This window comes from Streptomyces sp. NRRL S-1813 (assembly GCF_000719605.1).
Lineage (GTDB): Bacteria > Actinomycetota > Actinomycetes > Streptomycetales > Streptomycetaceae > Streptomyces > Streptomyces decoyicus.
In genome coordinates, this window is the sequence record NZ_JOHB01000001.1 from 533,628 (window position 1) to 557,408 (window position 23,781).

Sequence of the window (23,781 nt, forward strand, 5' to 3'; positions counted from 1 at the left end):
GCCCGCAGCGCCCGCGCACCGCCTACGCACCACGACGAGCACCCTCCTCAGGACCGGCGATCCACGTGAGTTCCTCCTTCTCGGCCAGCCCGCAGACGCAGCCCCACCGGGCGGCGCCGCGGGGTGCCGCCGGCACGTACCGGCTGGTGCGTACCCCGCCGGGGCGGGTGGCTCCTCCTGCCTTGGACGCAGCCCAGCGCGCCGTGGTTGACCACCGGCACGGGCCGCTGCTGGTGCTGGCCGGGCCGGGCACCGGGAAAACCACCACGCTGGTGGAGTCGGTGGCCCGCCGGGTGCGAGCAGGCACCGACCCCGAGCGGATCCTCGTCCTCACCTTCAGCCGCAAGGCCGCCGTCGAACTCCGCGACCGGCTCGCGGCCCGGCTGACGGATCCGGAGGGACAGCCCGACGGGCCTTCCGGGACGGGGAGCGGCGGGTCACGGGCGGGCATCCCGCAGGCGACGACCTTCCACTCCTTCTGCTACGCCCTGGTCCGTGCCCACCAGGACGCCGACCTCTTCGCCGACCCGATGCGACTGCTGTCCGGACCCGAGCAGGACCTCGTCGTCCGTGAGCTCCTCGAAGGACAGGCGGAGCTGGCCGGCGCCGGGCGCGCCCGGGTCAGCTGGCCGGACGAGCTGCGGGCCTGCCTGACCACCCGCGGCTTCGCCGACGAGGTCCGCGCGGTGCTCGCCCGCAGCCGCGAACTGGGCCTGGGCCCGGACGCCCTCGGCGACTTCGCCCGGCGCACCGGACGCCCCGACTGGAGCGCCGCGGCCGATTTCCTCGCCGAATACCTCGACGTCCTGGACGGCCAGGGCGTCCTGGACTACGCCGAGCTGGTGCACCGCGCAGTGCTGCTCGCCGAGCGCACCGACGTCGCGGCGCAGCTGGCCGCCGCCTATGACGCGGTCTACGTCGACGAGTACCAGGACACCGACGTCGCCCAGGTACGGCTGCTGCGCGCGCTCGCCGGCAACCACGGAGCGACGGCGGCGCCGGGCTCCCCGGGACGCACGCTCGTCGCCTTCGGTGACCCCGACCAGTCGATCTACGCCTTCCGGGGCGCCGACGTCAACGGCATCCTCGACTTCCCCGAGACCTTCCGGCGCGGCGACGGCACCCCCGCCCCGGTGGCCGTACTCGGCACCTCCCGGCGCTCCGGCGCCGACCTGCTCGCCGCCACCCGGCTGCTGACCCGCCGGATGCCGCTCACCCGCCTCCCGGCCCAGAAGGTACGCGCCCACCGCGAGCCCGTGCCCGTACGGGACGGCGGCCGAGTCGAGGTGTACACGTACCCCACGCCCGGCGCCGAACTCGACAACATCGCCGACATCCTGCGCCGCGCCCACCTGGAAGACGGCGTGCCCTGGCGCGAGATGGCCGTCCTCGTCCGCGCCGGGGGGCGCTCGCTCCCCGGCGTACGCCGTGCGCTCACCTCTGCCGGGGTCCCGCTCGACATCGACGGCGACGATCTCCCACTGCGCCATGAACCCGCGGTCGCGCCCCTGCTGACGGCGCTGCGGGCGGTGGCACGGGCCGCGTTGGGGCGGGGGACTGCGGGCGCTGACGCCGGCGAGCGTGCGTTTGAAGAGGGCGAATTCGGTGGAGAGGGGGCCGGGGAGGCATCTGGGGAGGCGGACCTTGGTGACGTCGATGCGGGTGATGCCGGTGCCGATGCGGGTGACACCCAGGCCGGTGATGCTGACGCCGGTGTGGGCGAATCCGGTGGCGACGGCTCCGGGGAGGCCGAAACCGTCGGTGCCGAATCCGGGGAGGTCACATCCGCCGAACCTGGTGAAACCGGCCCCGGTGACCCCGCCCGCCGCTGGCTCGATGCCGCGACCGCCCTGGACCTGCTGACCTCCCCCCTGGGCGGCATGGACTCCGCCGACCTGCGCCGGCTGGGGCGCGCCCTGCGCGAGGAGGAACGGGCCGCCGGGCAGCCCCTGCCGCGGCCCTCCGACGAACTGATCGCCCAGGCGCTTGCCGAACCGCAGCGCCTGGTGGCCCACGACCCCGCCTACGCACGCGGCGCCCAGCGGCTCGGCCTGCTGCTGCGCAAGGCCCGCGAACTGCTGGCCGGCGGCGGCACCGCGGAACAGGCGCTGTGGGAGCTGTGGGACGGCACCCCCTGGCCGCAGCGCCTGGAGCGGGCCGCCCACCGCGGCGGCGCCGCCGGGCGCAACGCCGACCGGGACCTGGACGCCGTCGTCGCGCTGTTCGAGACCGCGGCCCGCGCCGAGGAACGTACCGGCGGCCGCGGCGCCCTCAACTTCCTGGAGGAACTCGACGCCCAGGACATCGCCGCCGACACCCTCACCCGCCGCACCGTGCGCCCCGACGCCGTACGGCTGATGACCGCGCACCGCGCCAAGGGCCTGGAATGGCGGCTCGTCGTCGCCGCCGGGGTACAGGAGGGCCTCTGGCCCGACCTGCGCCGGCGCGGCTCGCTCCTGGAAGCCGACCGGATCGGCCGCGACGGCCTGGCCGAGCCGCTCACCCCGGGCGCGCTGCTCGCCGAGGAACGCCGGCTGTTCTACGTGGCCGCCACCCGCGCCCGCGAACGCCTGGTCGTCACCGCCGTGAAGGCCGCGGCCGACGACGGGGACCAGCCGTCCCGTTTCCTGACCGAGCTGGGCGTCGCCCCCCAGGACGTCACCGGCCGCCCGCGCCGCCCCCTTTCGGTGGCCGCGCTCGTCGCCGAACTGCGCGCCACCACCGTCGACCCGGCCGCCACCCCGGCGCTGCGCGAGGCCGCCGCCCAGCGGCTCGCGAAGCTGGCGGCCCTGCACGACGACGACCACCACCCCCTGGTACCGGCCGCCCACCCGGACAACTGGTGGGGCCTGCACGAACCCACCCACAGCACCGTCCCGCTCCGCGACCGCGACCGCCCCGTCGTCCTCTCCGGCAGCGCCCTCGACCAGCTCGCCAACACCTGTTCGCTCCAGTGGTTCCTGGGCCGCGAGGTCAAGGCGGACGCGCCCGCCACCGCGGCCCAGGGCTTCGGCAACGTGGTGCATGTGCTCGCCGACGAGGTCGCCTCCGGCCGCACACCCGCCGATCTGTCCGTCCTGATGGAGCGGCTGGACTCCGTATGGGACGCCCTCGCCTTCGACGCCCCCTGGAAGTCACGCCAGGAAAAGGAGACCGCGCGCGCGGCCGTGGAGCGCTTCCTGCGCTGGCACGTCATGGAACGCGAGACCCGCGGCCGGGAGACCGTCGCCACCGAGCACGGCTTCGACCTCACCCTCCGGGCCGGCGCCTACGAGGTGCGCATCCGAGGCAGCATGGACCACGTCTCCCGGGACGCGCAGGGACGGGCGTACGTCGTCGACTTCAAGACCGGCAAACAGAAACCGACCGGCCCCGAGGTCGCCCGCCACCCCCAGCTCGCCGTCTACCAGCTCGCGGTGCGCGAGGGCGCGGTGGACGAGGCCTTCGACGGCCGCACACCACAGCCGGGCGGCGCGGAACTGGTGCATCTGCGGCTGGGCGCGGCCCAGAAGGAAGGCGGCGACGCGCTGCCCTCCGTACAGGCGCAGCAGCCGCTGGAGGCGGGGGACCCTCCGGCGCAGCCAGGGGGAGAGTGGGTCGGCGAACTGCTCGCCACCGCCGCGGGCCGCGTACTGGAGGAGCGGTTCACGCCCACCACCGGGACGCACTGCACCCACTGCACCTTCCGGGCGTCGTGCAGCGCACAGCCGGAAGGGCGGCACGTGGTGGAGTGAGCGGGCGCGGACGAGCGGCACCTCGGGAGGAAGCAGGTGGAGGAGGCGCGGGGGCCGCGCGTCGTGGACACCCCGCCGGCGTCCCTCCCTCCCCCCGTGACCTGCGCTGACGCCGCGGGAGGCCGCGATTGTCAGTGCTGCCCGTTACGGTTTTCGCTGTGTCAGCTCGCCTCACCGACCCCGAGCAGCTCAAAGAGCTCCTCGGCATCCCGTTCACGCCGGAGCAGACGGAGTGCATCACCGCTCCGCCCGCCCCGCAGGTCATCGTGGCCGGAGCCGGTTCGGGCAAGACCACGGTGATGGCCGCGCGCGTGGTGTGGTTGGTCGGCACCGGCCAGGTCGCCCCCGAACAGGTCCTCGGGCTGACGTTCACGAACAAAGCCGCCGGCGAGCTCGCCGAACGCGTCAGGTCCGCGCTCCTCGCCGCCGGAGTCACCGACCCCGACGCGCTCCCGCTCGACGCCGCCGGCTCCGCCACCGACCAGCCCCCCGGCGAGCCGCGGATCTCCACCTACCACGCCTTCGCCGGCCAGCTCCTGAAGGACCACGGCCTGCGCATCGGCCTGGAGCCCAGCGCCCGGCTCCTCGCCGACGCCACCCGCTTCCAGCTCGCCGCCCGCACCCTCCGTGCCGCCCCCGGTCCCTACCCGGCGCTCACCACCTCCCTGCCCTCCCTCGTGGAGGACCTCCTCGCCCTCGACGCCGAGCTCGCCGAGCATCTCGTGGACCCCGCCGCGCTCCGCACGTACGACACCGAGCTGCTCGCCGCCCTCGACGGGGTGAAACTCACCAACGCCGACCTGCGCAAGGTCCCCGAAACCGCCCGCGGCCGCCTGGAACTGCTCGACCTCGTCATCGCCTACCGCGCCGAGAAACGCCGCCGCGACCTCCTCGACTTCGGCGACCAGATCGCCCACTGCGCGACCCTCGCCACCACCCGCCCCGAAGTCGGCCGGATCCTGCGCGACGAATTCCGTGTCGTCCTCCTCGACGAATACCAGGACACCTCCGTCGCCCAACGACTGCTGCTGTCCGGCCTCTTCGGCTCCGGCACCGGGCCCGCCACCGGGCATGCCGTCACCGCTGTCGGCGACCCCTGCCAGGCCATCTACGGCTGGCGCGGCGCCTCCGTGGCCAACCTCGACGACTTCCCCGCCCACTTCCCCTTCCAGTACGGCACCCCCGCCCGCCGGTACGCCCTCAGCGAGAACCGCCGCAGCGGCGGCCGCCTCCTCGACCTCGCCAACGGCCTCGCCGCACCACTGCGCCGGATGCACGAGGGCGTCGAAGCGCTGCGCCCCGCCCCCGGAGCCGAACGCGACGGCATCGTCCGCTGCGCCCTGTTGCCCACCCACGCCGAAGAGCTCGCCTGGCTCGCCGACTCCCTCGCCCACCTCGTCCGCACCGGCACCCCGCCCGGCGAGATCGCCGTACTGTGCCGCACCGCCGCCGATTTCGCCCGTATCCAGGGCGAACTGGTCGGCCGTGACATCCCCGTGGAGGTCGTCGGCCTCTCCGGGCTGCTGCATCTGCCCGAGATCGCCGACCTCGTCGCCGTCTGCGAGGTGCTCCAGGACCCCACGGCCAACGCCGCCCTGGTCCGCCTGCTGATCGGCCCGCGCTGGCGGATCGGCCCCCGCGACCTCGCGCTCCTCGGCCGCCGCGCCCGCACCCTCGTCCACCGCGCCGCGCCGTCCGACGACCCCGGACAGCGCCTCGCCGAGGCCGTCGAAGGCGTCGACCCGGCCGAGACCATCTCGCTCGCCGACGCGCTCGACACCTTCCTGGAGGCCGACGGACCCGACGACGGGCTCCCGTTCTCCGCCGAGGCACGGGTGCGCTTCGCCTACCTCGCCACCGAACTCCGCGACCTGCGCCGCTCCCTCGGCGACCCGCTCATGGACGTGCTCCACCGGGTGCTGGCCGCCACCGGCCTGGAAGTCGAACTGTCCGCCTCACCGCACGCCCTCGCCGCACGCCGCCGCGAAACACTCGGCACCTTCCTCGACATTGCCGCCGGATTCGCCGCCAAACAGGGCGGCGAATCCCTCGACGGCGACGCCACCCTGCTGGCCTTCCTCGGTTTCCTGCGCACCGCCGTCCAGTACGAAAAGGGCCTGGACAGCTCCCTGCCCGGCGGCGACAACACCGTCAAGGTGCTGACCGCCCACAAGTCCAAAGGCCTGGAATGGGACGTCGTCGCCGTACCCGGCCTGGTCACCAAGCAGTTCCCCAGCGAACAGGCCCGCGAGTCCTGGACCAGCCGGCCCAAGGTCCTCCCGCACGCCCTGCGCGGCGACGCCGCCACCCTCCCCGACGTCGGAGAATGGGCCGCCCGCGGCCTGAAGTCCTTCAAGGAGGCGATGAAGCAGCACCAGGAGACCGAGGAGCTCCGCCTCGGCTACGTCACCTTCACCCGCCCCCGCTCCCTGCTGCTCGGCTCCGGCCACTGGTGGGGCCCCCAGCAGAAACGGCCGCGCGGCCCGTCCGCCTTCCTGGAGGCACTGCGCACGCACTGCGAAGCAGGACACGGCGAGATCGAGCACTGGGCCGAGGCCCCCGAGGACGGCGAGGAGAACCCGGCCCTCTCCGAGGCCGCCACGGAACAGGCCTGGCCGCTGCCCCTCGACCCCACGGCCACGGCCCGCCGCCGCACCGCCGCGGCCACGGTCCGCGCCCATCTGGACCGCAGGACGGGACAGCCGGCTGTCCCCGCCGCCGCCCCGCCGTCCCTGTCCGTCCACAACCCCGACTGGCCGCCGCCACCGCCGGACGAGCCCTGGGCCACCGGCCCGTATGACCCGTGCGACCCGTACGACGCGGCTGAAGCCGGCCCGTTCGACGACGCCCCGCCGTTCGACGACGCGGCCCCGTACGGCGCGCCCGTGACCGCCCCGTTCGACGACGACGCCGCGCCGCACGGGGTGCCGGGCCCCAGCCCCTCCGACGACGGCACTCCGTCCCACGACGGCCCGCCGCACGGCACCCCCGAAGACGGGCCCGCCCCCCTCCGCGCCCATATCGTCGCCCAGCGCTCCACCGAACCCGATCTCACCGCCCCCACCGGCCCCGGCACCGTCCACCCCGGCGATGCCGCCCCCCACACCCTCCTCCCCGAGGAACGCCGCACCGTCGGGTCCTGGGACCGCGATCTGGACGCGCTCGCCGCCGAGCTGCGCCGCTCCCGCGCCACCGTCCGAGACGTCCCGCTGCCCTCCGCGCTCAGCGCCACCCAGCTGCTCCGCCTCGCCGCCGACCCCCACGGCTTCGCCCGCGAGCTCGCCCGCCCCATGCCGCGCCCGCCACAGCCCGGCGCCCGCCGCGGCACCCGCTTCCACGCCTGGGTCGAATCCCGCTTCGAAGAGCTCACGCTGCCGCTGCTCGGCCCCGACGAGCTGCCCGGCGCCGAGCAGGACGACGCGGCCGGAATCGTCGACGAGCACGACCTCGAAACCCTCAAGGAGGCCTTCGCCCGTACCCCTTACGCCCACCGCACACCCTTCCGGGTCGAAGCCCCCTTCCAGCTGACCCTCGCGGGACGCGTGATCCGCGGCCGGATCGACGCCGTCTACAAAGAGCCCGGCCCCGACGGCGACCGCTTCGAGATCGTCGACTGGAAAACCGGCCGTGCCCACAGCGCCGACCCCCTCCAGCTGGCCGTCTACCGCCTCGCCTGGGCCGAGCGGTACGGCCTGCCGCCGTCCGCCGTCGGCGCCGCCTTCCTCTACGTCCGTAGTGGCGAGGTGGTCAGACCCGCACGGCTGCCCGGCCGGGCCGGACTGGAGCGCATCCTCCTCGGCGAGACCGCCGACCGGCCTCCGCCGGAAGGCCGATAGGCTCGGCCGTATGAGCAACACCCCGGACAGCGCCGTCCGCGCGTACATCACCCTCCACCGCGAAGCCTTCCTCGAGGACCTCGCCGACTGGCTGCGCATCCCCTCCGTGTCCGCCGACCCGGAGCGCGCCGGCGATGTGCGCCGCAGCGCCGAATGGCTCGCCGCGAAGCTCACCGACACCGGCTTTGCGGCCACCGAGATCTGGGAGACCGGCGGCCTGCCCGCGGTCTTCGCCGAGTGGCCCTCCGGTGACCCCGCCGCGCCGACCGTGCTCGTCTACGGCCACCACGACGTACAGCCCGCCGCCCGCGAGGACGGCTGGCACACCGACCCCTTCACGCCGCAGACCGTCGACGGCAAGCTCTATGCCCGCGGCGCCGCCGACGACAAGGGCCAGGTGTTCTTCCACACCCTGGGCGTGCGCGCGCATCTCGCCGCGACCGGCCGCACCGCCCCCGCCGTCAACCTCAAGCTGCTCATCGAGGGCGAGGAGGAGTCCGGCTCACCGAACTTCCCGGCACTGATCGAGAAGCACGCCGACCGCCTCGCCTGTGACGCGGTGATCGTCTCCGACACCGGCATGTGGTCCAGGGACACCCCCACGGTGTGCACCGGCATGCGCGGCCTGACGGACTGCCAGATCGACCTCTACGGCCCTGACCAGGACATTCACTCCGGCTCGTTCGGTGGCGCGGTCCCCAACCCCGCCACCGAGGCCGCCCGGCTGGCCGCCGCGCTGCACGATGCCGACCGCCGGGTCGCTGTCCCCGGGTTCTACGACGGCATGATCGAGCTCACCGACCGTGAGCGGGAACTCTTCGCCGAGCTGCCCTTCGACGAGGAGGAGTGGCTGCGCACCGCGCACTCCCACGCCCCTCTCGGCGAGGCCGGCACCACGACCCTGGAGCGCATCTGGGCCCGCCCCACCGCCGAGGTAAACGGCATCGGCGGCGGCTATCAGGGCCCCGGCGGCAAGACCATCGTGCCGTCCGCCGCCCAGCTCAAGCTGTCGTTCCGGCTGGTCGCGGGCCAGAGCGCGGCCGCCGTGCAGCAGTCCGTACGCGACTGGGTGGCGGCGACCCTCCCGGCAGGCATCCGCCACGAGATCACCTTCTGGGGCGCCACTCGCCCCTGCCTCACCCCGCTCGACCACCCCGCGCTCCAGTCCGTCGTCCGCGCCATGGGCCGGGCCTTCGAACAGAAAATCCGCTTCACCCGCGAGGGCGGATCCGGGCCCGCGGCCGACCTCCAGGACGTCCTCGGCGTCCCGGTCCTCTTCCTCGGCATCTCCGTCCCGTCGGACGGCTGGCACGCACCGAACGAAAAGGTCGAGCTCGACCTGCTGATGAAGGGCGTCGAGACCGCCGCCCACCTGTGGGGCGACCTGGCGGAGACCTGGCGCACGACGTGACCGCGCACCGCCGTACCGCTCCGCGCCCGTACGCAGCAATCACCCACGCCATAGGGGGAGTTGGAAACAGCAGTGACCACCTGGACCGACCACACCGCCGGCCGGCCGCTCACCTTCAGCGCGCCGAGCGGAATTGACCGCTCCGCCCATCATCGCCTCGACGAAGCCTGGCTGGCGGCGGCCTGGAGCCACCCGACGACGCGCGTCTTCGTGGTGTCCGGCGGACAGGCGCTGATCGACGACACCCCTGACGGCCGCACCGAGCTGATCATGACGCCGTCCTTCGAGGCGCCCATGACCGAGGCGCACCGCTACTACCTCGGCACCGACGACGAGGGCGTCAGCTACTTCGCCCTCCAGAAGGACTCGCTGCCCGGCCGCATGGACCAGTCCGCGCGCCCGGCAGGCCTGCGCGAGGCCGGTCTGCTGCTGTCCCCGCGCGACGCCGGACTGCTCGTCCACGCCGTCGCCCTGGAGAACTGGCAGCGGCTGCACCGCTTCTGCTCACGCTGCGGCGAGCGCACGGTCATCGCCGCGGCGGGCCACATCCGCCGCTGCCCGGCCTGCGGCGCCGAGCACTACCCGCGCACCGACCCGGCCGTGATCATGCTCGTCACCGACGAGGAGGACCGCGCGCTTCTGGGCCGCCAGGTCCACTGGCCCGAAGGCCGCTTCTCCACCCTCGCCGGGTTCGTCGAGCCGGGCGAGTCCATCGAGCATTCGGTGGCCCGCGAGGTCTTCGAGGAGGCCGGTGTCGTCGTCGGCGAGGTGGAGTACGTCGCCAGCCAGCCCTGGCCGTTCCCCTCCAGTCTGATGCTGGGCTTCATGGCGCGCGCCACCTCCTCCGAGATCCAGGTCGACGGCGAGGAGATCGAAGAGGCCCGCTGGTTCTCCCGGGAGGATCTGCGCGCCGCCTTCGAATCCGGCGAGGTCCTCCCGCCGTACGGCATCTCCATCGCCGCCCGCCTCATCGAGCTCTGGTACGGCAAGCCGCTGCCCAGGCCGTGAGCACCGGGCGGACGGGCGGGCGGCTGTACGGCGGCCCGGACGCCTGACGCCCTCACGCACACACGGAGGGCCGCCGGCCGGATCCACCACATGATGGATCCGGCCGACGGCCCTCTGTACATGCTGTACGCGCTGTAGGCACTCATCCGGCGCGGGCCCGCCCCTCAGAAGGAACGGAACCCCTCAGCGGAACGGCGCTGCCACCCCGGAACGGTGCTGCTCATCCGGAAACCACCGCTGCCGGGGGAGACACTGCCGGGGGAGCCACGCAACCTCCGGGAAGCCGCGTCGCCGCAGAGGCGAAGGGCCTCCGGAGAACCACAAAGGCGAAGCTTGCTCCGAGAAAAAGCTCCCTCGGAGAAGCCGTCAGGCCCCGACCTTCTGCTTGACCTGCGCCAGGGACGGGTTGGTCAGCGTCGAACCGTCGGGGAACAGCACGGTCGGCACCGTCTGGTTGCCGCCGTTCGCCTTCTCCACGAACGCCGCCGACTCCGGGTCGTGCTCGATGTTGATCTCGGTGTACGCGATGCCCTCGCGGTCCATCTGACCCTTCAGCCGACGGCAGTAGCCGCACCAGGTCGTGCTGTACATCGTCACAGTGCCCGCCATGCGTCCCGCGCTCCTTCGTTAAGTCTTGATCAATACCACCCGACGCCCTGCTCGGCGCGGCCAAGCACCACAACGAACATCGAGCCCCAGCCATTCCCGGGCCCCTGGGCGACCCACTCCCGACGCCGCGAACCGAGCCCCGGACCCGCATCCGGACCTGCGCCGGAACCCGAACGCGGACCGTGTGAAGGCTGGGAGCGGGCGGGCGCCCGCCGTACGCCCGCTCGCCTCCCGTGCGCTCGACCGTCGCCTCCCGCCCCCTCGACCGCCTGCACACAGCAAAGCATCCGACGCGCCGGCGCGTCGTCGGTTGTCCACAGCGGCCGCGATGCGTAGGACCGGGGTGCGGTGGCTGTGGACAGGGGTCCCGGACGCCTCTGTGGACCTGGCAGCATGGCGGGGTGACAGCAGCAACGCACTCCTCTCTTTTCCCGCCGGTGCCTGACTCGGCCGACGGGGTGCTCGACGGGCTCGACCCCGAGCAGCGCGAGGTCGCCACGGCTCTGCACGGCCCCGTCTGCGTGCTGGCCGGCGCCGGCACGGGCAAGACCCGCGCGATCACCCACCGGATCGCCTACGGGGTACGGGCGGGAATCCTTCAGCCCGCGAGTGTGCTTGCGGTCACGTTCACGGCCCGCGCGGCCGGCGAGATGCGCGGTCGGCTGCGGCAGCTCGGCGCGGGCGGGGTCCAGGCCAGGACATTCCACTCCGCGGCCCTGCGGCAGCTCCAGTTCTTCTGGCCGAAGGCCGTCGGCGGCGAGGTCCCGCGGCTGCTGGACCGCAAGATCCAGCTCGTCGCCGAGGCCGCCGCCCGCTGCGGCATCCGGTTCGACCGCAATGAGCTGCGCGATGTCACGGCCGAGATCGAATGGTCCAAGGTCACCCAGACCGTGCCGGCCGACTATCCGGCCGCGGTCGTCAAGACCGGTCGCGAGGCGCCGCGCGACGCCGCCGAGATCGGGCAGATCTACCGCACGTACGAACAGCTCAAGCGGGAGCGGGGCAGCATCGACTTCGAGGATGTGCTGCTGCTCACGGTCGGTGTGCTCCAGGACCGGCACGACATCGCCGAGCAGGTCCGTGCCCAGTATCAGCACTTCGTGGTCGACGAGTACCAGGACGTCAGCCCGCTCCAGCAGCGGCTGCTGGAGCTCTGGCTGGGGGACCGCGACACCCTCTGTGTGGTCGGCGACGCCAGCCAGACGATCTACAGCTTCACCGGCGCCACCCCCGACCACCTCCTCAACTTCCGCACCCGCCACCCGAACGCGACGGTCGTCAAGCTCGTCCGCGACTACCGCTCCACCCCCCAGGTCGTGCACCTCGCCAACGGCCTCCTCACCCAGGCCAAGGGGCGCGCAGCCGAGCAGCGGCTGGAGCTGATCTCGCAGCGCGCGGCCGGGCCCGAGCCCGTGTACACGGAGTACGCCGACGAGCCCGCCGAGGCCGAGGGCACCGCCCGCCGGATCCGTGACCTGATCGCCTCCGGTGTGCCCGCCGGCGAGATCGCCGTGCTCTTCCGTATCAACGCCCAGTCCGAGGTCTACGAGCAGGCGCTGGCCGACGTCGGCGTGCCGTATCAGCTGCGGGGCGCCGAGCGGTTCTTCGAGCGGCCCGAGGTGCGCGAGGCCGGCGTCAAGCTGCGTGGCGCGGCCCGCTTCGGCGCCAACGACGCGCTGCTCGACGACGCCGTGGACCTGCCGTCCGAGGTGCGGGCGGTGCTCAGCGACATGGGCTGGACGAGTCGGCCGCCGGCCGGTTCAGGGGCGGTCCGCGACCGCTGGGAGTCGCTGGCGGCTCTGGTGCGGCTCGCCGAGGACTTCGCCGAGGCCCGGCCCGCGGCCACCCTCGCCGACCTCGTCGCCGAGCTGGACGAGCGGGCCAACGCGCAGCACGCCCCGACGGTCGAAGGGGTGACGCTCGCGTCCCTGCACGCCGCAAAGGGCCTGGAGTGGGACGCCGTTTTCCTGGTCGGCCTCACCGAAGGCATGATGCCGATCACCTACGCCAAGACCGATGAGCAGATAGAGGAGGAGCGCCGGCTGCTGTATGTCGGCGTCACCCGCGCCCGGCTGCATCTGGCCCTGTCCTGGTCGCTGGCGCGCTCTCCCGGTGGGCGGGCCTCCCGCCGCGCCAGCCGCTTCCTCAGCGGCCTGCGGCCCGGTTCCGGGGCGGTGGCCGGCCGTCGCACGCCGGGCGCGGTCTCGGGGGGCGTCGAGCGAGGCGACGGGGCGGCGGCGGTGGCGCGGCGTCCCAAGCACCGCAGCCCGGCCCGCTGCCGGGTCTGCAACAGGACCCTCACGGACGCGGGCGAGATGAAGCTGATGCGGTGTGAGGACTGCCCCTCGGAGCTCGACGAGGCGCTCTACGAGCGGCTGTGCGAGTGGCGGGCCGAGCAGGCCGCGCGCTCCCGGCAGCCCGCCTACTGCGTCTTCACCGACAAGACACTGATGGCGATCGCGGAGGCCGTTCCGGGAACCGAATCGGAGCTTGCGGCCATCTCAGGAGTGGGGCGGCGGAAGTTCGACCGCTACGGCAGTGATGTGCTGGCAATCTGTGCCGGCGAGGAGCTCGTGGGGGCCTCGGAAGACGGCTCCGAGGACACCGCGAAAAACTCGTCGGAAAAATAGTTTGCGCGCGCGGAGCGCATCCCCATAGCCTTCGGAAGCACGGAGACAACGGAATCTTCCGAGATCCGATGGATCCGTGCTGTACTTGAACACCCTGGAACGGGATTCCCGGTCCACCGAGACGCCGAGAGGAGGCGAGCCCAGTGATCAGCATCATCAAGACCGACAAAATGACCGATCTCTCGGTCGTCGCCACCTGCCCGCTCGGCTCCTCGCTCCCCGGTACCGGTCTGTCCGGCTTCGGCCGCCTGTCCGGTATCGAGGTCGCGCGCCCCGAGTCCCTCGCTGTGCTGACGCGCAGTGAGCGCACCGCGCGACCGACCGAGGCACCTGCGGTAGCAGCAACGACGGCATCGGCGAATGCCCTTGTCTTCGCGGCGGCCAATGGTGCCGGATCCCGGAAGCAGTACCAGACGCAGCATGAAATGTGGGCCTACCGCGGCCTCGAACCCTGGAGAGATCCAGCCTGATCGGCACGATCAGGTCGGCACCTTCCAGGGCCGCGGAACCCACACCGGGATCCGCGGCCCTTTTGTTTGCCCACGCGCCCGCCACCAGCCGGGCCGAACAGACGAGGAACACACCACCGTGCAACTCCAGACGCACACCCCGTCCGTAGCGACCGACCTGATCCCTCCGCCCGACCCTCAGGAGAACCCCTTGCTGCCCCTCACCGAGCTCGACGACGAGATCGACCGCCTCGGCGCCGCTGTTCCGTGCCGCACGTATGACCCCGAGGTCTTCTTCGCGGAGTCCCCGGCCGACGTCGAGTACGCCAAGACGCTGTGCCAGAGCTGTCCCGTCCGTGAGGCCTGTCTCGCCGGTGCCAAAGACCGTCGTGAGCCGTGGGGCGTCTGGGGCGGCGAGCTCTTCGTCCAGGGCGTCGTCGTACCCCGGAAGCGTCCGCGTGGCCGTCCGCGCAAGAACCCGGTTGCGGCATGAACTCCATCGGCACAGGAACGATCGACCATCCCGTCACACGGGATCCCCAGAAGCAGGACCTCACGATGAACCCCTCCCTCACCGACACCCCCGTCCCCGTGAATGTGAACGCCGACGCGATCGAGTCGCGTCAGAACAGGAATCTCGCCATGCAACTCATCCCAGAAGCCCTGGCGCGTGCGCATATGCACGAACGCCTCCAAGAGGCTGAATCGGAACGCAGGGCTCATCGGCTCGCCGCCGCGCGGCGTATGCAGCGGCGCGCCGAGCGCGCGTCGCTCCGTGCCCGCCGTGCACTGGCGATGGCCGTGATGCAGTAAGGCGGCGTGCTGATACCGCCACCCATGGGGTCCGTCCGACAGGGCGGGCCCCATCGTGCGTTGTATCCCGCTTTCGCGGGGCTGGCGGGGATATCGTCGGCTGGTGGACCAGAAGACGCATGAACAGGCGGAGTTGGCTGACGGGGACACAGCGTGCGCCGGTTGTGGCGCGGTCACCGAGGGCTCTCCGCCGACCTGGACCTGCTCCGTCGAGAACGGTGAGCGCCGCTACTTCTGTGACAGCTGCGCGCGGGAGAACATCGGGGCCATCGAGGGACGCCTGGATTCGAGCTGGTGGTGAGACCGGGCGGCACCGGGGCCGGCGGGCGCTCGGGCCGTCCCGTCCGCTCCGGTGGCAGGAGCGGCGGACGGCCGGGCCCGTGCCGCCCGGCGGGCCCGCTCAGGCCGGGGTCTCCTCGACGGCCTCCTTGCCGAGGTCCACACTGATGTCCTCGTCCTCAAGGGCGATGCCGGTCACCTCCGGGCCGGCCGGCTCCTCCTCGGGTACAAAGCCGGGCAGCCATGCCTCGAGTTCGTCGCGCAGCCGTACCGCCGCCCCCAGCTGGCACAGCACACCGATCGTGCTCAACGTCACACGGTGGATCAGGAGGTAAGCGGGCGGCAGATTGAGCTGTTTGGCCAACTGGTAGGCGGGGGAGCGCGGATCGCCGATCCGGGTCGCCTGATGGCGCATCCAGCTCCGGGTGAAGGTGAACTCGTCCACCTGGGCGGGTTCGATGATCGGCAGCAGATATTCCAGTACCGCGTCCGGATCCAGCTCGATGGACTCCTTGACGAAGCCCTCCTCGCACAGCAGCTGGTAGACGGCGTCCGCCTCGCCGTCCAGTGTCATCCGCAGCGAGGTGCCGATCGTCGGCGGCAGTCCGTCGGGCAGCCGGTCGACGGTGCCGAAGTCCAGCACCCCCAGCCGCCACTCCTCGACGGGGCCGTCGGGGGAGTCCCCGGCCAGCAGCCGGAAGTTCCCCGGGTGCGGGTCGGCGTGCAGCAGGCCCGTACGGGCGGGGCCGGAGAAGAGGAAGCGTGCGAGGAGCTGACCGGCCCGGTTGCGCTGCTCGTCGGTGCCGTCGGCGATCACCTCCGACAGCGGCATGCCTTCCATCCACTCCGTCACCAGGACCTCGTCGCACTGGTGGACCACGGCGGGCACCACGACATCCGGGTCGTCGGCGAACTCCTCGGCATGCGCCCGCTGGGACTCCGCCTCCAGGGAGTAGTCCAGCTCCTCCGAGACCCGGTCGCGCAGCTCGGTGATCAGCGGTTTGATGTCCATGCCCGGGATCAGCGGGCCCAGCAGCCGGGCGAACCGGCTCAGCTGCGCCAGGTCGGACAGCAGCGCCTGGCCGGCGCCCGGATACTGCACCTTGACGGCCACCTCACGGCCGTCGTGCCACACCGCGCGGTGGACCTGCCCGATCGAGGCCGCCGCGGCCGGCTTGTCCTCGAACTCCTCGAACAGCTCGCGCCAGTCCTCGCCGAGCTGCTCGGCCAGCACCGAGTGCACCGTGCTCGTCGGCATCGGCGGCGCCGCCTCCTGAAGCTTCGTCAGGGCGGCGCGGTAGGGGCCGGCGATCTCCTCGGGCAGCGCCGACTCGAAGACGGACAGTGCCTGCCCGAACTTCATTGCCCCGCCCTTCAGCTCACCGAGGACCTTGAAGAGCTGTTCGGCGGTGCGCTGTTGAAGCTCCCGGCCGACGATTTCGGCGGATCTGCCGCCGATCCGCTTGCCGAGGCCCCAGGTGGCACGGCCGGCGAACCCCAGTGGCAGCGCGGCCAGCTTGGCGGTGCGGGTGACCGCCTTGCGGGGAAGATCAGACATGCGCCCCTCCAACTCACACTGTCCCCCAACCGGGGTTACTCCGTCATTGTGGCGTGTCACGGCCGAGGAGCCGAGGCGCCTGCCGTACTCAGCGGGACGGCAGCGCCGCAGCCGCACTCCCGATGCGGCTCGATACGCACCGTCCGCACGCTCGCACATGGCGACGCGAGCTCCATCCGCGACCCTGTGCACGGCGGCAGTTCACCGTCGAGGAACGTGAGCGCCTGGACGGCGGCGACCCCCGCGACCGCCGTGGCCAGCGCGGCATCGCAGGCCGGCACCGCGGGGGAGCCACGGCCCGACCGCCACTGCGCCAGCAGACGCGGCCAGGCAGGCTCCGCGTCCGTACGGCGTAATTCATCGCAGCGGGCACAGGCCGAACCTCCGGGCAGCACCAACGGACCCACCACACCCGTGCCCTCGATCACCCCGGCGTAAAGATGCGGGATTCCGGCAGTGAGCAACGGCTCGGAGATCACGGGGTCGGGGGCGTAGGCGCCGAGCCCGTCGCGCGGGGCGAGCACCACGAGGGACAACCCGGGCTCGCCGGACTCGCTGACCGGGACCCGCGGCCGCGGGGTACGGCCCCAGGGGGAGGACTGGTGCACCAGCCGTTGCGCGGCGGCACCGCGCCGCTCGCCGATCCGCTCGGCCGGCAGCCCGCCGGGCATCACGTCCCACGGCTGGACCATGCCGCCGTCGAACACCTCCACCCGGCCGATCCCCGAGGCCGAGAGCAGTGCCGCGATCGCGGCGCCGACCCGCCCGGCCCCCTTGACCTTGGCCCGGACCGCGCGCCGCGCCCCCATCCGGCCCAGGGCGCCCGCGGGTTCCGGATGCCGCACCGACAGCGAAGCCAGGTCGGGCCGCAGCTGCTCGAAGGCGGCGTGGTCCGCCCGTACGGCCTCGGCCGCCGCCCCGCCCGCGGTGGGGGCCTCCAGCAGACCGGCCGCGCCGAGCCGGTCCACCACGCCCCGTGCGTGCTCGGGCGGGAGGTCCAGCAGTGCGGCCTCCTCGATCAATTGCTGCATCGTGCGCGTGCCGTCGATCAGCGAGAGGAAGCTGCCGGTCGCCGTGTCGACCGGGCCGACCACCCTCGCATGCGCCGGCGCCACGCCGAAGCGCACCGTTTCCCTGTCCTGCCAGCCGCGCCGCAGCGCGGGCTTGAGCATCGGATGTCCCATCTCCGCCCCCGTCCTTCGTCGTCCGGCTCACAGCATGCGCCGAACGGCCGATCCCCGCGGAAGTTATCCACAGGCGGTGGGTATTCGTCATACAAGCGGTGCACGCCATGGAGTGGTTCGGTGGCGAACCGTCCGCGGGGCGGGACTTCCCGCAGCCCCAGCGGGTAACGTCGGGCGCGTGCCCGCCGACCCTTCCCACGGCCCAGGGGAGACACCCTTGCGCCGCGCCGCTGACACATCGCGCAGGGCTGCCCCGAGCCCCCCGTCCCGGGGGTCCGGCACCAGCGCCGTCGAGGTGCGCCGCAGCTCACGACGGCGCAGAACGGTCTCGGCGTACCGCGAGGGCGACCGCACGGTTGTCCTGATTCCGGCCCGTATGTCCGAGGCCGAGGAGCAGCGCTGGGTCACCGTCATGCTGGACAAGCTCGCCGCCCAGGAGAGCAAGCGGATACTGGGCGACGGCGAGCTGGCCGAGCGCGCCGGGCGGCTGTCCGGCCAGTATCTGGAGGGCCGGGCCCGCCCCGCGTCGGTGCGCTGGGTGACCAACCAGAACACCCGCTGGGGCTCGTGCACCCCTGCCGAGGGCAGTATCCGCCTGTCGCACCGCCTCCAGGGCATGCCGGAGTACGTCATCGACTACGTCCTGCTGCACGAACTCGCCCATCTGCTCGTCCCCGGCCACGGCCCCCGGTTCTGGCGCCTGCTGGAGGCCTACCCCCGTACGGAGCGGGCCCGCGGCTACCTCGAAGGAGTGGTCGCGGCAGACCGGCTGCCCCATCTGCCCGCCGCCCGTGGTGATTGACCGCGCGAAACCGGACGAGATCCGCCGTGCCCCGGCATCGCCCGCTGTCGGCGCCAGCGGTTAGCCTGGCCGCGCAGAAGAACTCACAGCGGGAGCGGGGGACGGGCGTTACGTATGGCCAGGGAATTCCAGCGGGGCCACAAGGCCAAAATCGGTGATCTGACGGCGGGAACGGATCTGTACGTCGGTGTGCAGATCGCCGGGCCCGGCCTGACCTTCGACATCAGCTGCTTCGGTCTGGATGCCGACGAGCGGCTGTCCGACGACCGGTACTTCATCTTCTTCAACCAGCCCAAGTCGCCCGAGGAGTCGATCCAGCTGCTCGGGGCGCAGGCCGGCGACAGCGAGTCGTTCCGGGTCACCCTCGACAAGATCCCGTCGCACATCCAGAAGCTCTCCTTCACCGCCGCACTCGACGGAGCGGGCCAGGTCTCCCAGATCGGCCCCGGCTACCTCCGGATCGTGGCCGGCGGTGAAGAGGTCGCCCGCTACTCCTTCACGGGCAGCGAGTTCAGCACCGAGCGCGCCGTCATGCTCGGCGACTTCTACCTCAAGGACGTCTGGCGGTTCGCCGCGGTCGGCCAGGGCTTCGACGGCGGACTCGACGCGCTGCTGAAGAACTTCGGCGGCGAGGTCGCCGAAGAGGCCGAGGCGGCGCCGGAGCAGCCCGCGGCAGCACAGGGCGCGCCCGGCTTCGCGCCGCCCCCCGGAGCGGCGGCCCCGGCACCGTCTTTCGGGGCGCCCGCCGCCGCGCCCGTACCGTCGCAGCCCGCGCCCGACTTCGGCCCGCCGCAGGGCGCGCCCCAAGCGCCCCCGGCCGCACCGCAGCCGGCGCCCGCACCGCAGCCCACGGCCCCGCAGGTGCACAACGCGCCCACCATCGCCGCGCCGATGGCCCCGCCCGCTGTGCCCGGACCGCCCGGCCAGCAGCCGCCGGCCCCCTACGGCCAGCCGGCACCCGGCCAGGACCCCTACGGGCAGTCGCAGACCGCGCCCGGAGGTTTCCCCGGCCAGCAGGCCCCGCAGGCGCCGCCCTACGGCCAGCCCGCCCCGCCGCCCGGCGGCTACGGCGCCCCGCAGGGCCAGCCCGCCCCGTACGGACAGCCGGGGCCGCCCCCGGGTGCCCCGTACCCGGGCGGCCAGGCACCGGCCGTGCCCCAGGGCGGCGGCCCCGGCCTCGGCGTCGTACTGGACAAGTACAAGGAAGCTCCCACCGGCCAGCGCTGGGCCCCGCAGAACAGCAGGCTGATCCGCGTCGACCTCGGCGTCGACGGCCAGCCGGTGCTCGCCCGCCAGGGCAGCATGGTGCTCTACCAGGGCAAGGTCGACTTCGGCTACAAGGGCGCCGGCTTCCGCGGCCGGATCGTCGGCAACGCCACCGGCCAGGAGATGCAGCTGATGCGCTGCACCGGCCAGGGCCAGGTCTTCTTCGCGGAGAACAGCGCCCACGTCCACCCCATCGAGCTCCAGGGCGACGCCATCTGTGTGTCCGCCGAGAGCGTCCTCGCCTTCGATGAGTCGCTTCAGCACGAGGTCCGCCGGATCGAGGGACACGGCATCCCCGGTGGCGCCCTGTTCACCATGCAGTTCCAGGGGACCGGCACCCTCGTCGTCAAGACCCAGGGCACCCCGGTCGTGCTGCCGGTCACCCCGACCACCTTCGCCGACGCCAACGCCATCGTGGCCTGGTCCGCGGCCTCGCAGGTGATCATCTCCAGTCAGGTGAGCCTGCGCCGGCACGCCTTCCCCGGCCACTCCGGCGAGACCGTGAACCTCCAGTTCCGCGGCGCGCCCGGCAACTTCATCGTCGTCCAGCCCTACGAGGTCTGAGGGAGCCCGTCATGAACCAGCAGCAGCTGTCGGGCTACGTCCCGACCCCGCCCGCCGCCCGTATGGAGAACCACGGCAGTGCCATGGTGAAGATCGCCATGCAGAGCGGCCAGGACGTCTTCGCACGCACCGGCTCGATGGTCGCCTACGAAGGTTTCGTCCAGTACGAGCCGAACCCGCCCGCCGTCCGCCAGATGGCCTCCCAGTGGCTCACCGGCGAAGGCGCACCCCTGATGAAGTGCTCCGGCGACGGCGTGCTCTATCTCGCCGACTACGGCGCCGACGTGGTCTGCATCCACCTCAACGGTGACTCGCTCTCCGTCAACGGCACCAACCTCCTCGCCTTCGACACCCAGCTCCAGTGGGGCGTACAGCGCGTCAAGGGCATGGCGAAGTTCGCCGGCCAGGGACTCTTCAACGTCGGTATCTCCGGCACCGGCTGGGTCGCCCTGACCTCCCGCGGCACGCCCATCGTCGTCGACTGCGGCCGCGGCGAGGACGAGACCTATGTGGACCCGGACGCCCTGGTCGCCTGGTCGACGCATCTGAAGATGAAGGGCAAGCGCAGCTTCAAGGCGTCCTCGATGATCGGACGCGGCAGCGGCGAGGCATACCAACTGGGCTTCTCCGGCGAGGGGTTCGTCGTCGTCCAGCCCAGCGAGGACAGCACCGACCGGCTCCGGGCCCGGGGCTGAGGGGGAGGACGAACACCCAATGCAGAGTCCGCTTTTCGCCTTCACCGAGGCACAGACCCAGGACCGCTACGCGCTACAGAACAGCCAGTTGCTGCGCGTCGCCCTCCAGGGCCACGAGGACGTCCTCGCCCGCAAGGGCACGATGGTCGCCTACCAGGGGCTGCTCGAATTCGAGGGCAACTACCAGACCCAGGGCCAGCACCGGGCCCGCGCGCACTCCGGTGAGGGCCTCGACCTGATGCGCGTCTCCGGGCAGGGCACGGTCTATCTGGCCAACCTCGGCCAGTACGTCCATGTCGTCGACATCGACCACGACGGCCTGACCGTCGACAGCAGCTACGTCCTGGCACTGGACTCCGGCCTCCACTGGGACGTCGTCTCCGTCGACAGCCAGTACGGCATCTCCGGCACCGGCAAGTATCAGCTCAACATCTCCGGACGGGGCAAGGTCGCCCTGATGACCTCCGGCCAGCCGCTGATGATGCAGGTCACGCCGGAGAAGTACGTCAACGCCGACGCCGACGCGGTGGTCGCCTGGTCCGCCTCGCTGCGCGTGCAGATGCAGGCGCAGACGCACTCCTCCGGGGTGTGGCGGCGGCGCGGCAACACGGGCGAGGGCTGGGAGCTCAGCTTCCTCGGCCAGGGCTACGCACTGGTCCAGCCCAGCGAGCTGCTGCCGCCGCAGAACGCCGTCATCGGCTCCGGTGCGGCCGCCCAGTTCGGCATGGGCCAGCAGGGCGCCCGGGGACAGAACCAGGGCAACATCTTCACCAACTGACGCCTGTCGATGCACTGTTGACGCACTCCGGCGCCCGCCCCTTCCGGGGGTGGGCGCCGGAGTGCGTGCGCTGTGGGGCCGCTGCCGCTAGAGGAGTGCCCGGGTGCGCTCCACCAGGCGCACCACCGACGCATCGGCGACGCCGGGCACCTCGTCGTAGGCGAACCACCGCAGATCCAGTGACTCGTCGCTGATCGCCGCCACCGCGTCCGCGGGCGCCAGCGCCGCGTACTGGACGTCCAGATGCACCGCGCACGGCGTGTGATGACGGTCCAGCCGCACCGGGCCACCGGGCAGCAGCGTCAGCCCCTGCGCGATCCCGGACTCCTCCCGCGCCTCACGCAGCGCGGCATCGGCCGGTGTGGCGTCCTCCGGCTCGCAGTGGCCGCCCATCTGCAACCACATCTCCAGCTTGCGGTGCAGGGTGAGCAGCACCCGGCCGCCGGCCGGATCGATCACCAGCGCGCTGGCCGTGAGATGCCCGTCCTTGCAGGGCTTCCACATGCCGTCCTGATGAGCGGCGAGGTGGTCCAGGTACGCCAGCCGCAGCTGCTCCTGGCCGTCGGACGGCGCGGACCACTCCTTGAGCATCCGCGCCGCCTCCGCATGCAGACTCACGTGGCGTCGTCACCCTTGCCCTCACCGGGAGCCTCGTCCGGGCCGTCGTTCCCCGGGCTGTCCTTCCCCGGGCCGTCGTTCCCCGGGGCGGGCTTGCCCGGTGCCGGCTTGCCGCCGCTCGCGGCCTCGCCCAGCATCTTGTCGAGCTCGGAGAAGTCCGGCTGCTCGTGGTGCACAAAGCCGTCCGGGTCGTCCAGATCGGCCGCCGTCGGCAGCATGTCAGGGTGCTCCCACAGGCCGTCGCGGCCCTCCAGGCCCCGCGCGTCCGTCAGCGACGCCCACAGCCGCGAGGCGTCCCGCAGCCGCCGCGGACGCAGCTGGAGACCGATCAGCGTCGAGAACGTCTGCTCGGCGGGGCCACCGCTCGCCCGGCGCCGCCGCAGCGTCTCACGGAGCTTGTCCGCGGACGGCAGATGCGGCTTGGCGGCGGCGTGCACCACCGCGTCCACCCAGCCCTCGACCAGCGCCAGCGCGGTCTCCAGCCTCGCCAGAGCCGCCTTCTGCTCCGGGGTGTCCTCGGGCTGGAACATGCCCTGCTGAAGGGCGTTCTGAAGCTCCTCGGGATGCTGCGGATCGATCTGGCCGACCACATCCTCCAGCTTGGTCGTGTCGACCTTGATGCCGCGCGCATAGCCCTCGACGGCACCGAACAGATGCGAGCGCAGCCACGGCACATGGGCGAAGAGCCGCTGGTGGGCGGCCTCGCGCAGGGCCAGATACAGCCGCACTTCCTCTTCCGGCACGCCCAGGCCCTCGCCGAACGTCGCGATGTTCCCGGGCAGCAGCGCGGCCTTGCCGGCCGGCCCCAGCGGAAGTCCGATGTCCGTCGAACCGACGACCTCACCGGCGAGCACGCCCAGCGCCTGGCCGATCTGGGTGCCGAACATCGCGCCGCCCATGGAGCGCATCATCCCGAGCAGCGGGCCCGCCATGGCCTGCATCTCCTCGGGAAGCACGTCGCCCATGGCCGCCCCGACGCGCTCGGCGAGCGGGTTGACCAGGTCCTTCCACACCGGGAGCGTCTCCTCGACCCACTCGGCGCGGCTCCAGGCCACCACCGAGCCGGAGCCCGACGGCAGGGACGTCACACCGTCCAGCCACAGGTCGGCGAGGCGCACGGCCTCCTCGACCGCGGTCCGCTCGCCCGGCGACAGGCTGGCGTCCTTGCTGCCGTTCTCGGCGCCCTGCGCGACGGTCTGCCGCGCGATGTCCTTGGCCATGTCCCAGTTCACCGGGCCGCCCTCGTAGGAGAGCATCTGTCCGAGCTTCTGGAAGGCGGCGCCCAGGTCGCCAGGGTTCATTTCGCCGCCGGGGCCGCCCATGCCGCCGAAGAGCGCCGCGAACGGGTTGTCCGCGCCGCCGCTCCCGCCGCCGAACCCGAAGGGGTCCGCGGGGCCCTGGCTACCTCCCTGGCCGCCCTTCTTCTTGCCGTTGTCGCCGTCCTCCGGCTCCTCCGGCGGAAGGCCGAATCCAAATGGGGTGTCACTCACGGGTTTCCTCGGCTCGTAGGGCCGCCGACCAGGTGGCCGACGGCGGCTGCCCGACAT

The 23,781-nt window shown here is 72.5% G+C and carries 18 protein-coding genes; 13 read left to right on the top strand and 5 right to left on the bottom strand.

Features of this window, described 5'->3' with window-relative positions; all coding sequences use genetic code 11:
- Nucleotides 1-65 precede the first annotated feature (65 nt).
- From IF67_RS0102495 to nudC, 4 genes are all read left to right on the top strand, one after another.
- Nucleotides 66-3,734 (top strand): ATP-dependent helicase, encoded by a 3,669-nt coding sequence (locus IF67_RS0102495; RefSeq protein WP_030981618.1) that lies wholly within the window; start codon nt 66-68, stop codon nt 3,732-3,734.
- A 158-nt stretch (nt 3,735-3,892) separates the two neighbouring features.
- Nucleotides 3,893-7,570, top strand: coding sequence for a UvrD-helicase domain-containing protein (locus tag IF67_RS0102500; protein ID WP_030981620.1), 3,678 nt, complete (start codon nt 3,893-3,895; stop codon nt 7,568-7,570).
- A gap of 10 nt (nt 7,571-7,580) precedes the next feature.
- Entirely contained in the window at nt 7,581-8,981 is a 1,401-nt protein-coding gene (locus tag IF67_RS0102505) for a dipeptidase (RefSeq protein ID WP_030981621.1), read from the top strand.
- 72 nt (nt 8,982-9,053) lie between these two features.
- On the top strand, nt 9,054-9,989 hold the full coding sequence (gene nudC / locus IF67_RS0102510; protein WP_030981623.1) for an NAD(+) diphosphatase: 936 nt from the start codon (nt 9,054-9,056) through the stop codon (nt 9,987-9,989).
- A 366-nt stretch (nt 9,990-10,355) separates the two neighbouring features.
- Here nudC and IF67_RS0102515 read toward each other — a convergent pair whose 3' ends face one another.
- Entirely contained in the window at nt 10,356-10,598 is a 243-nt protein-coding gene (locus IF67_RS0102515) for a mycoredoxin (RefSeq protein ID WP_030981625.1), read from the bottom strand.
- A 401-nt stretch (nt 10,599-10,999) separates the two neighbouring features.
- Here IF67_RS0102515 and IF67_RS0102520 point away from each other — a divergent pair, with 401 nt between their 5' ends.
- From IF67_RS0102520 to IF67_RS38725, 5 genes are all read left to right on the top strand, one after another.
- Complete coding sequence (locus IF67_RS0102520) at nt 11,000-13,228, top strand: ATP-dependent DNA helicase UvrD2 (protein ID WP_051817490.1); 2,229 nt, start codon at nt 11,000-11,002, stop codon at nt 13,226-13,228.
- A 143-nt stretch (nt 13,229-13,371) separates the two neighbouring features.
- Nucleotides 13,372-13,698 (top strand): hypothetical protein, encoded by a 327-nt coding sequence (locus IF67_RS0102525; protein WP_030981628.1) that lies wholly within the window; start codon nt 13,372-13,374, stop codon nt 13,696-13,698.
- A gap of 118 nt (nt 13,699-13,816) precedes the next feature.
- Nucleotides 13,817-14,170 (top strand): WhiB family transcriptional regulator, encoded by a 354-nt coding sequence (locus IF67_RS0102530; protein WP_030981630.1) that lies wholly within the window; start codon nt 13,817-13,819, stop codon nt 14,168-14,170.
- Nucleotides 14,167-14,490: a hypothetical protein gene (locus IF67_RS0102535; protein ID WP_030081835.1), complete on the top strand. Its 324-nt coding sequence runs from the start codon at nt 14,167-14,169 to the stop codon at nt 14,488-14,490. Before IF67_RS0102530 ends, IF67_RS0102535 begins: the two co-directional genes overlap by 4 nt.
- Nucleotides 14,491-14,593: 103 nt before the next feature.
- On the top strand, nt 14,594-14,791 hold the full coding sequence (locus IF67_RS38725) for a hypothetical protein (protein WP_037838614.1): 198 nt from the start codon (nt 14,594-14,596) through the stop codon (nt 14,789-14,791).
- A gap of 99 nt (nt 14,792-14,890) precedes the next feature.
- Here the strand turns inward: IF67_RS38725 and IF67_RS0102545 are convergent, their stop codons facing one another.
- Both IF67_RS0102545 and IF67_RS0102550 read right to left on the bottom strand, forming a co-directional pair.
- Nucleotides 14,891-16,327 carry an ABC1 kinase family protein gene (locus IF67_RS0102545; RefSeq protein WP_030981634.1) on the bottom strand — a complete coding sequence of 479 codons (1,437 nt, stop codon included), beginning with the start codon at nt 16,325-16,327 and terminating at the stop codon, nt 14,891-14,893.
- A 56-nt stretch (nt 16,328-16,383) separates the two neighbouring features.
- Complete coding sequence (locus IF67_RS0102550; protein ID WP_030981636.1) at nt 16,384-17,511, bottom strand: ThiF family adenylyltransferase; 1,128 nt, start codon at nt 17,509-17,511, stop codon at nt 16,384-16,386.
- Between the two features lie 178 nt (nt 17,512-17,689).
- Between IF67_RS0102550 and IF67_RS0102555 the strand changes: the two genes are divergently transcribed.
- The 4 genes from IF67_RS0102555 (at nt 17,690) to IF67_RS0102570 (ending at nt 21,616) form a co-directional block, all read left to right on the top strand.
- A complete protein-coding gene (locus IF67_RS0102555; protein WP_374211056.1) occupies nt 17,690-18,313 on the top strand; it encodes a M48 family metallopeptidase in 624 nt (207 codons plus the stop codon).
- Nucleotides 18,314-18,427: 114 nt separating this feature from the next.
- Nucleotides 18,428-20,143, top strand: coding sequence for a TerD family protein (locus IF67_RS0102560; protein ID WP_030981640.1), 1,716 nt, complete (start codon nt 18,428-18,430; stop codon nt 20,141-20,143).
- An 11-nt stretch (nt 20,144-20,154) separates the two neighbouring features.
- On the top strand, nt 20,155-20,838 hold the full coding sequence (locus tag IF67_RS0102565; RefSeq protein ID WP_030981641.1) for an AIM24 family protein: 684 nt from the start codon (nt 20,155-20,157) through the stop codon (nt 20,836-20,838).
- 19 nt (nt 20,839-20,857) lie between these two features.
- Nucleotides 20,858-21,616 (top strand): AIM24 family protein, encoded by a 759-nt coding sequence (locus IF67_RS0102570; RefSeq protein WP_030981643.1) that lies wholly within the window; start codon nt 20,858-20,860, stop codon nt 21,614-21,616.
- A gap of 87 nt (nt 21,617-21,703) precedes the next feature.
- Here the strand turns inward: IF67_RS0102570 and IF67_RS0102575 are convergent, their stop codons facing one another.
- On the bottom strand, nt 21,704-22,234 hold the full coding sequence (locus IF67_RS0102575; protein WP_030981644.1) for an NUDIX hydrolase: 531 nt from the start codon (nt 22,232-22,234) through the stop codon (nt 21,704-21,706).
- Nucleotides 22,231-23,724, bottom strand: a complete 1,494-nt coding sequence (locus IF67_RS0102580) for a zinc-dependent metalloprotease (protein ID WP_030981646.1) — start codon at nt 23,722-23,724, stop codon at nt 22,231-22,233. Before IF67_RS0102580 ends, IF67_RS0102575 begins: the two co-directional genes overlap by 4 nt.
- Between the last annotated feature and the right edge of the window lie 57 nt (nt 23,725-23,781).

Coding starts and splice junctions, on each gene's coding strand:
- IF67_RS0102505 (WP_030981621.1), top strand. CDS start 7,581: ATGAGCAACACCCCGGACAGCGCCGTCCGCGCGTACATCACCCTCCAC.
- IF67_RS0102515 (WP_030981625.1), bottom strand. CDS start 10,598: ATGGCGGGCACTGTGACGATGTACAGCACGACCTGGTGCGGCTACTGC.
- IF67_RS0102535 (WP_030081835.1), top strand. CDS start 14,167: ATGAACTCCATCGGCACAGGAACGATCGACCATCCCGTCACACGGGAT.
- IF67_RS0102545 (WP_030981634.1), bottom strand. CDS start 16,327: ATGTCTGATCTTCCCCGCAAGGCGGTCACCCGCACCGCCAAGCTGGCC.
- IF67_RS0102550 (WP_030981636.1), bottom strand. CDS start 17,511: ATGGGACATCCGATGCTCAAGCCCGCGCTGCGGCGCGGCTGGCAGGAC.
- IF67_RS0102560 (WP_030981640.1), top strand. CDS start 18,428: ATGGCCAGGGAATTCCAGCGGGGCCACAAGGCCAAAATCGGTGATCTG.
- IF67_RS0102565 (WP_030981641.1), top strand. CDS start 20,155: ATGAACCAGCAGCAGCTGTCGGGCTACGTCCCGACCCCGCCCGCCGCC.
- IF67_RS0102570 (WP_030981643.1), top strand. CDS start 20,858: ATGCAGAGTCCGCTTTTCGCCTTCACCGAGGCACAGACCCAGGACCGC.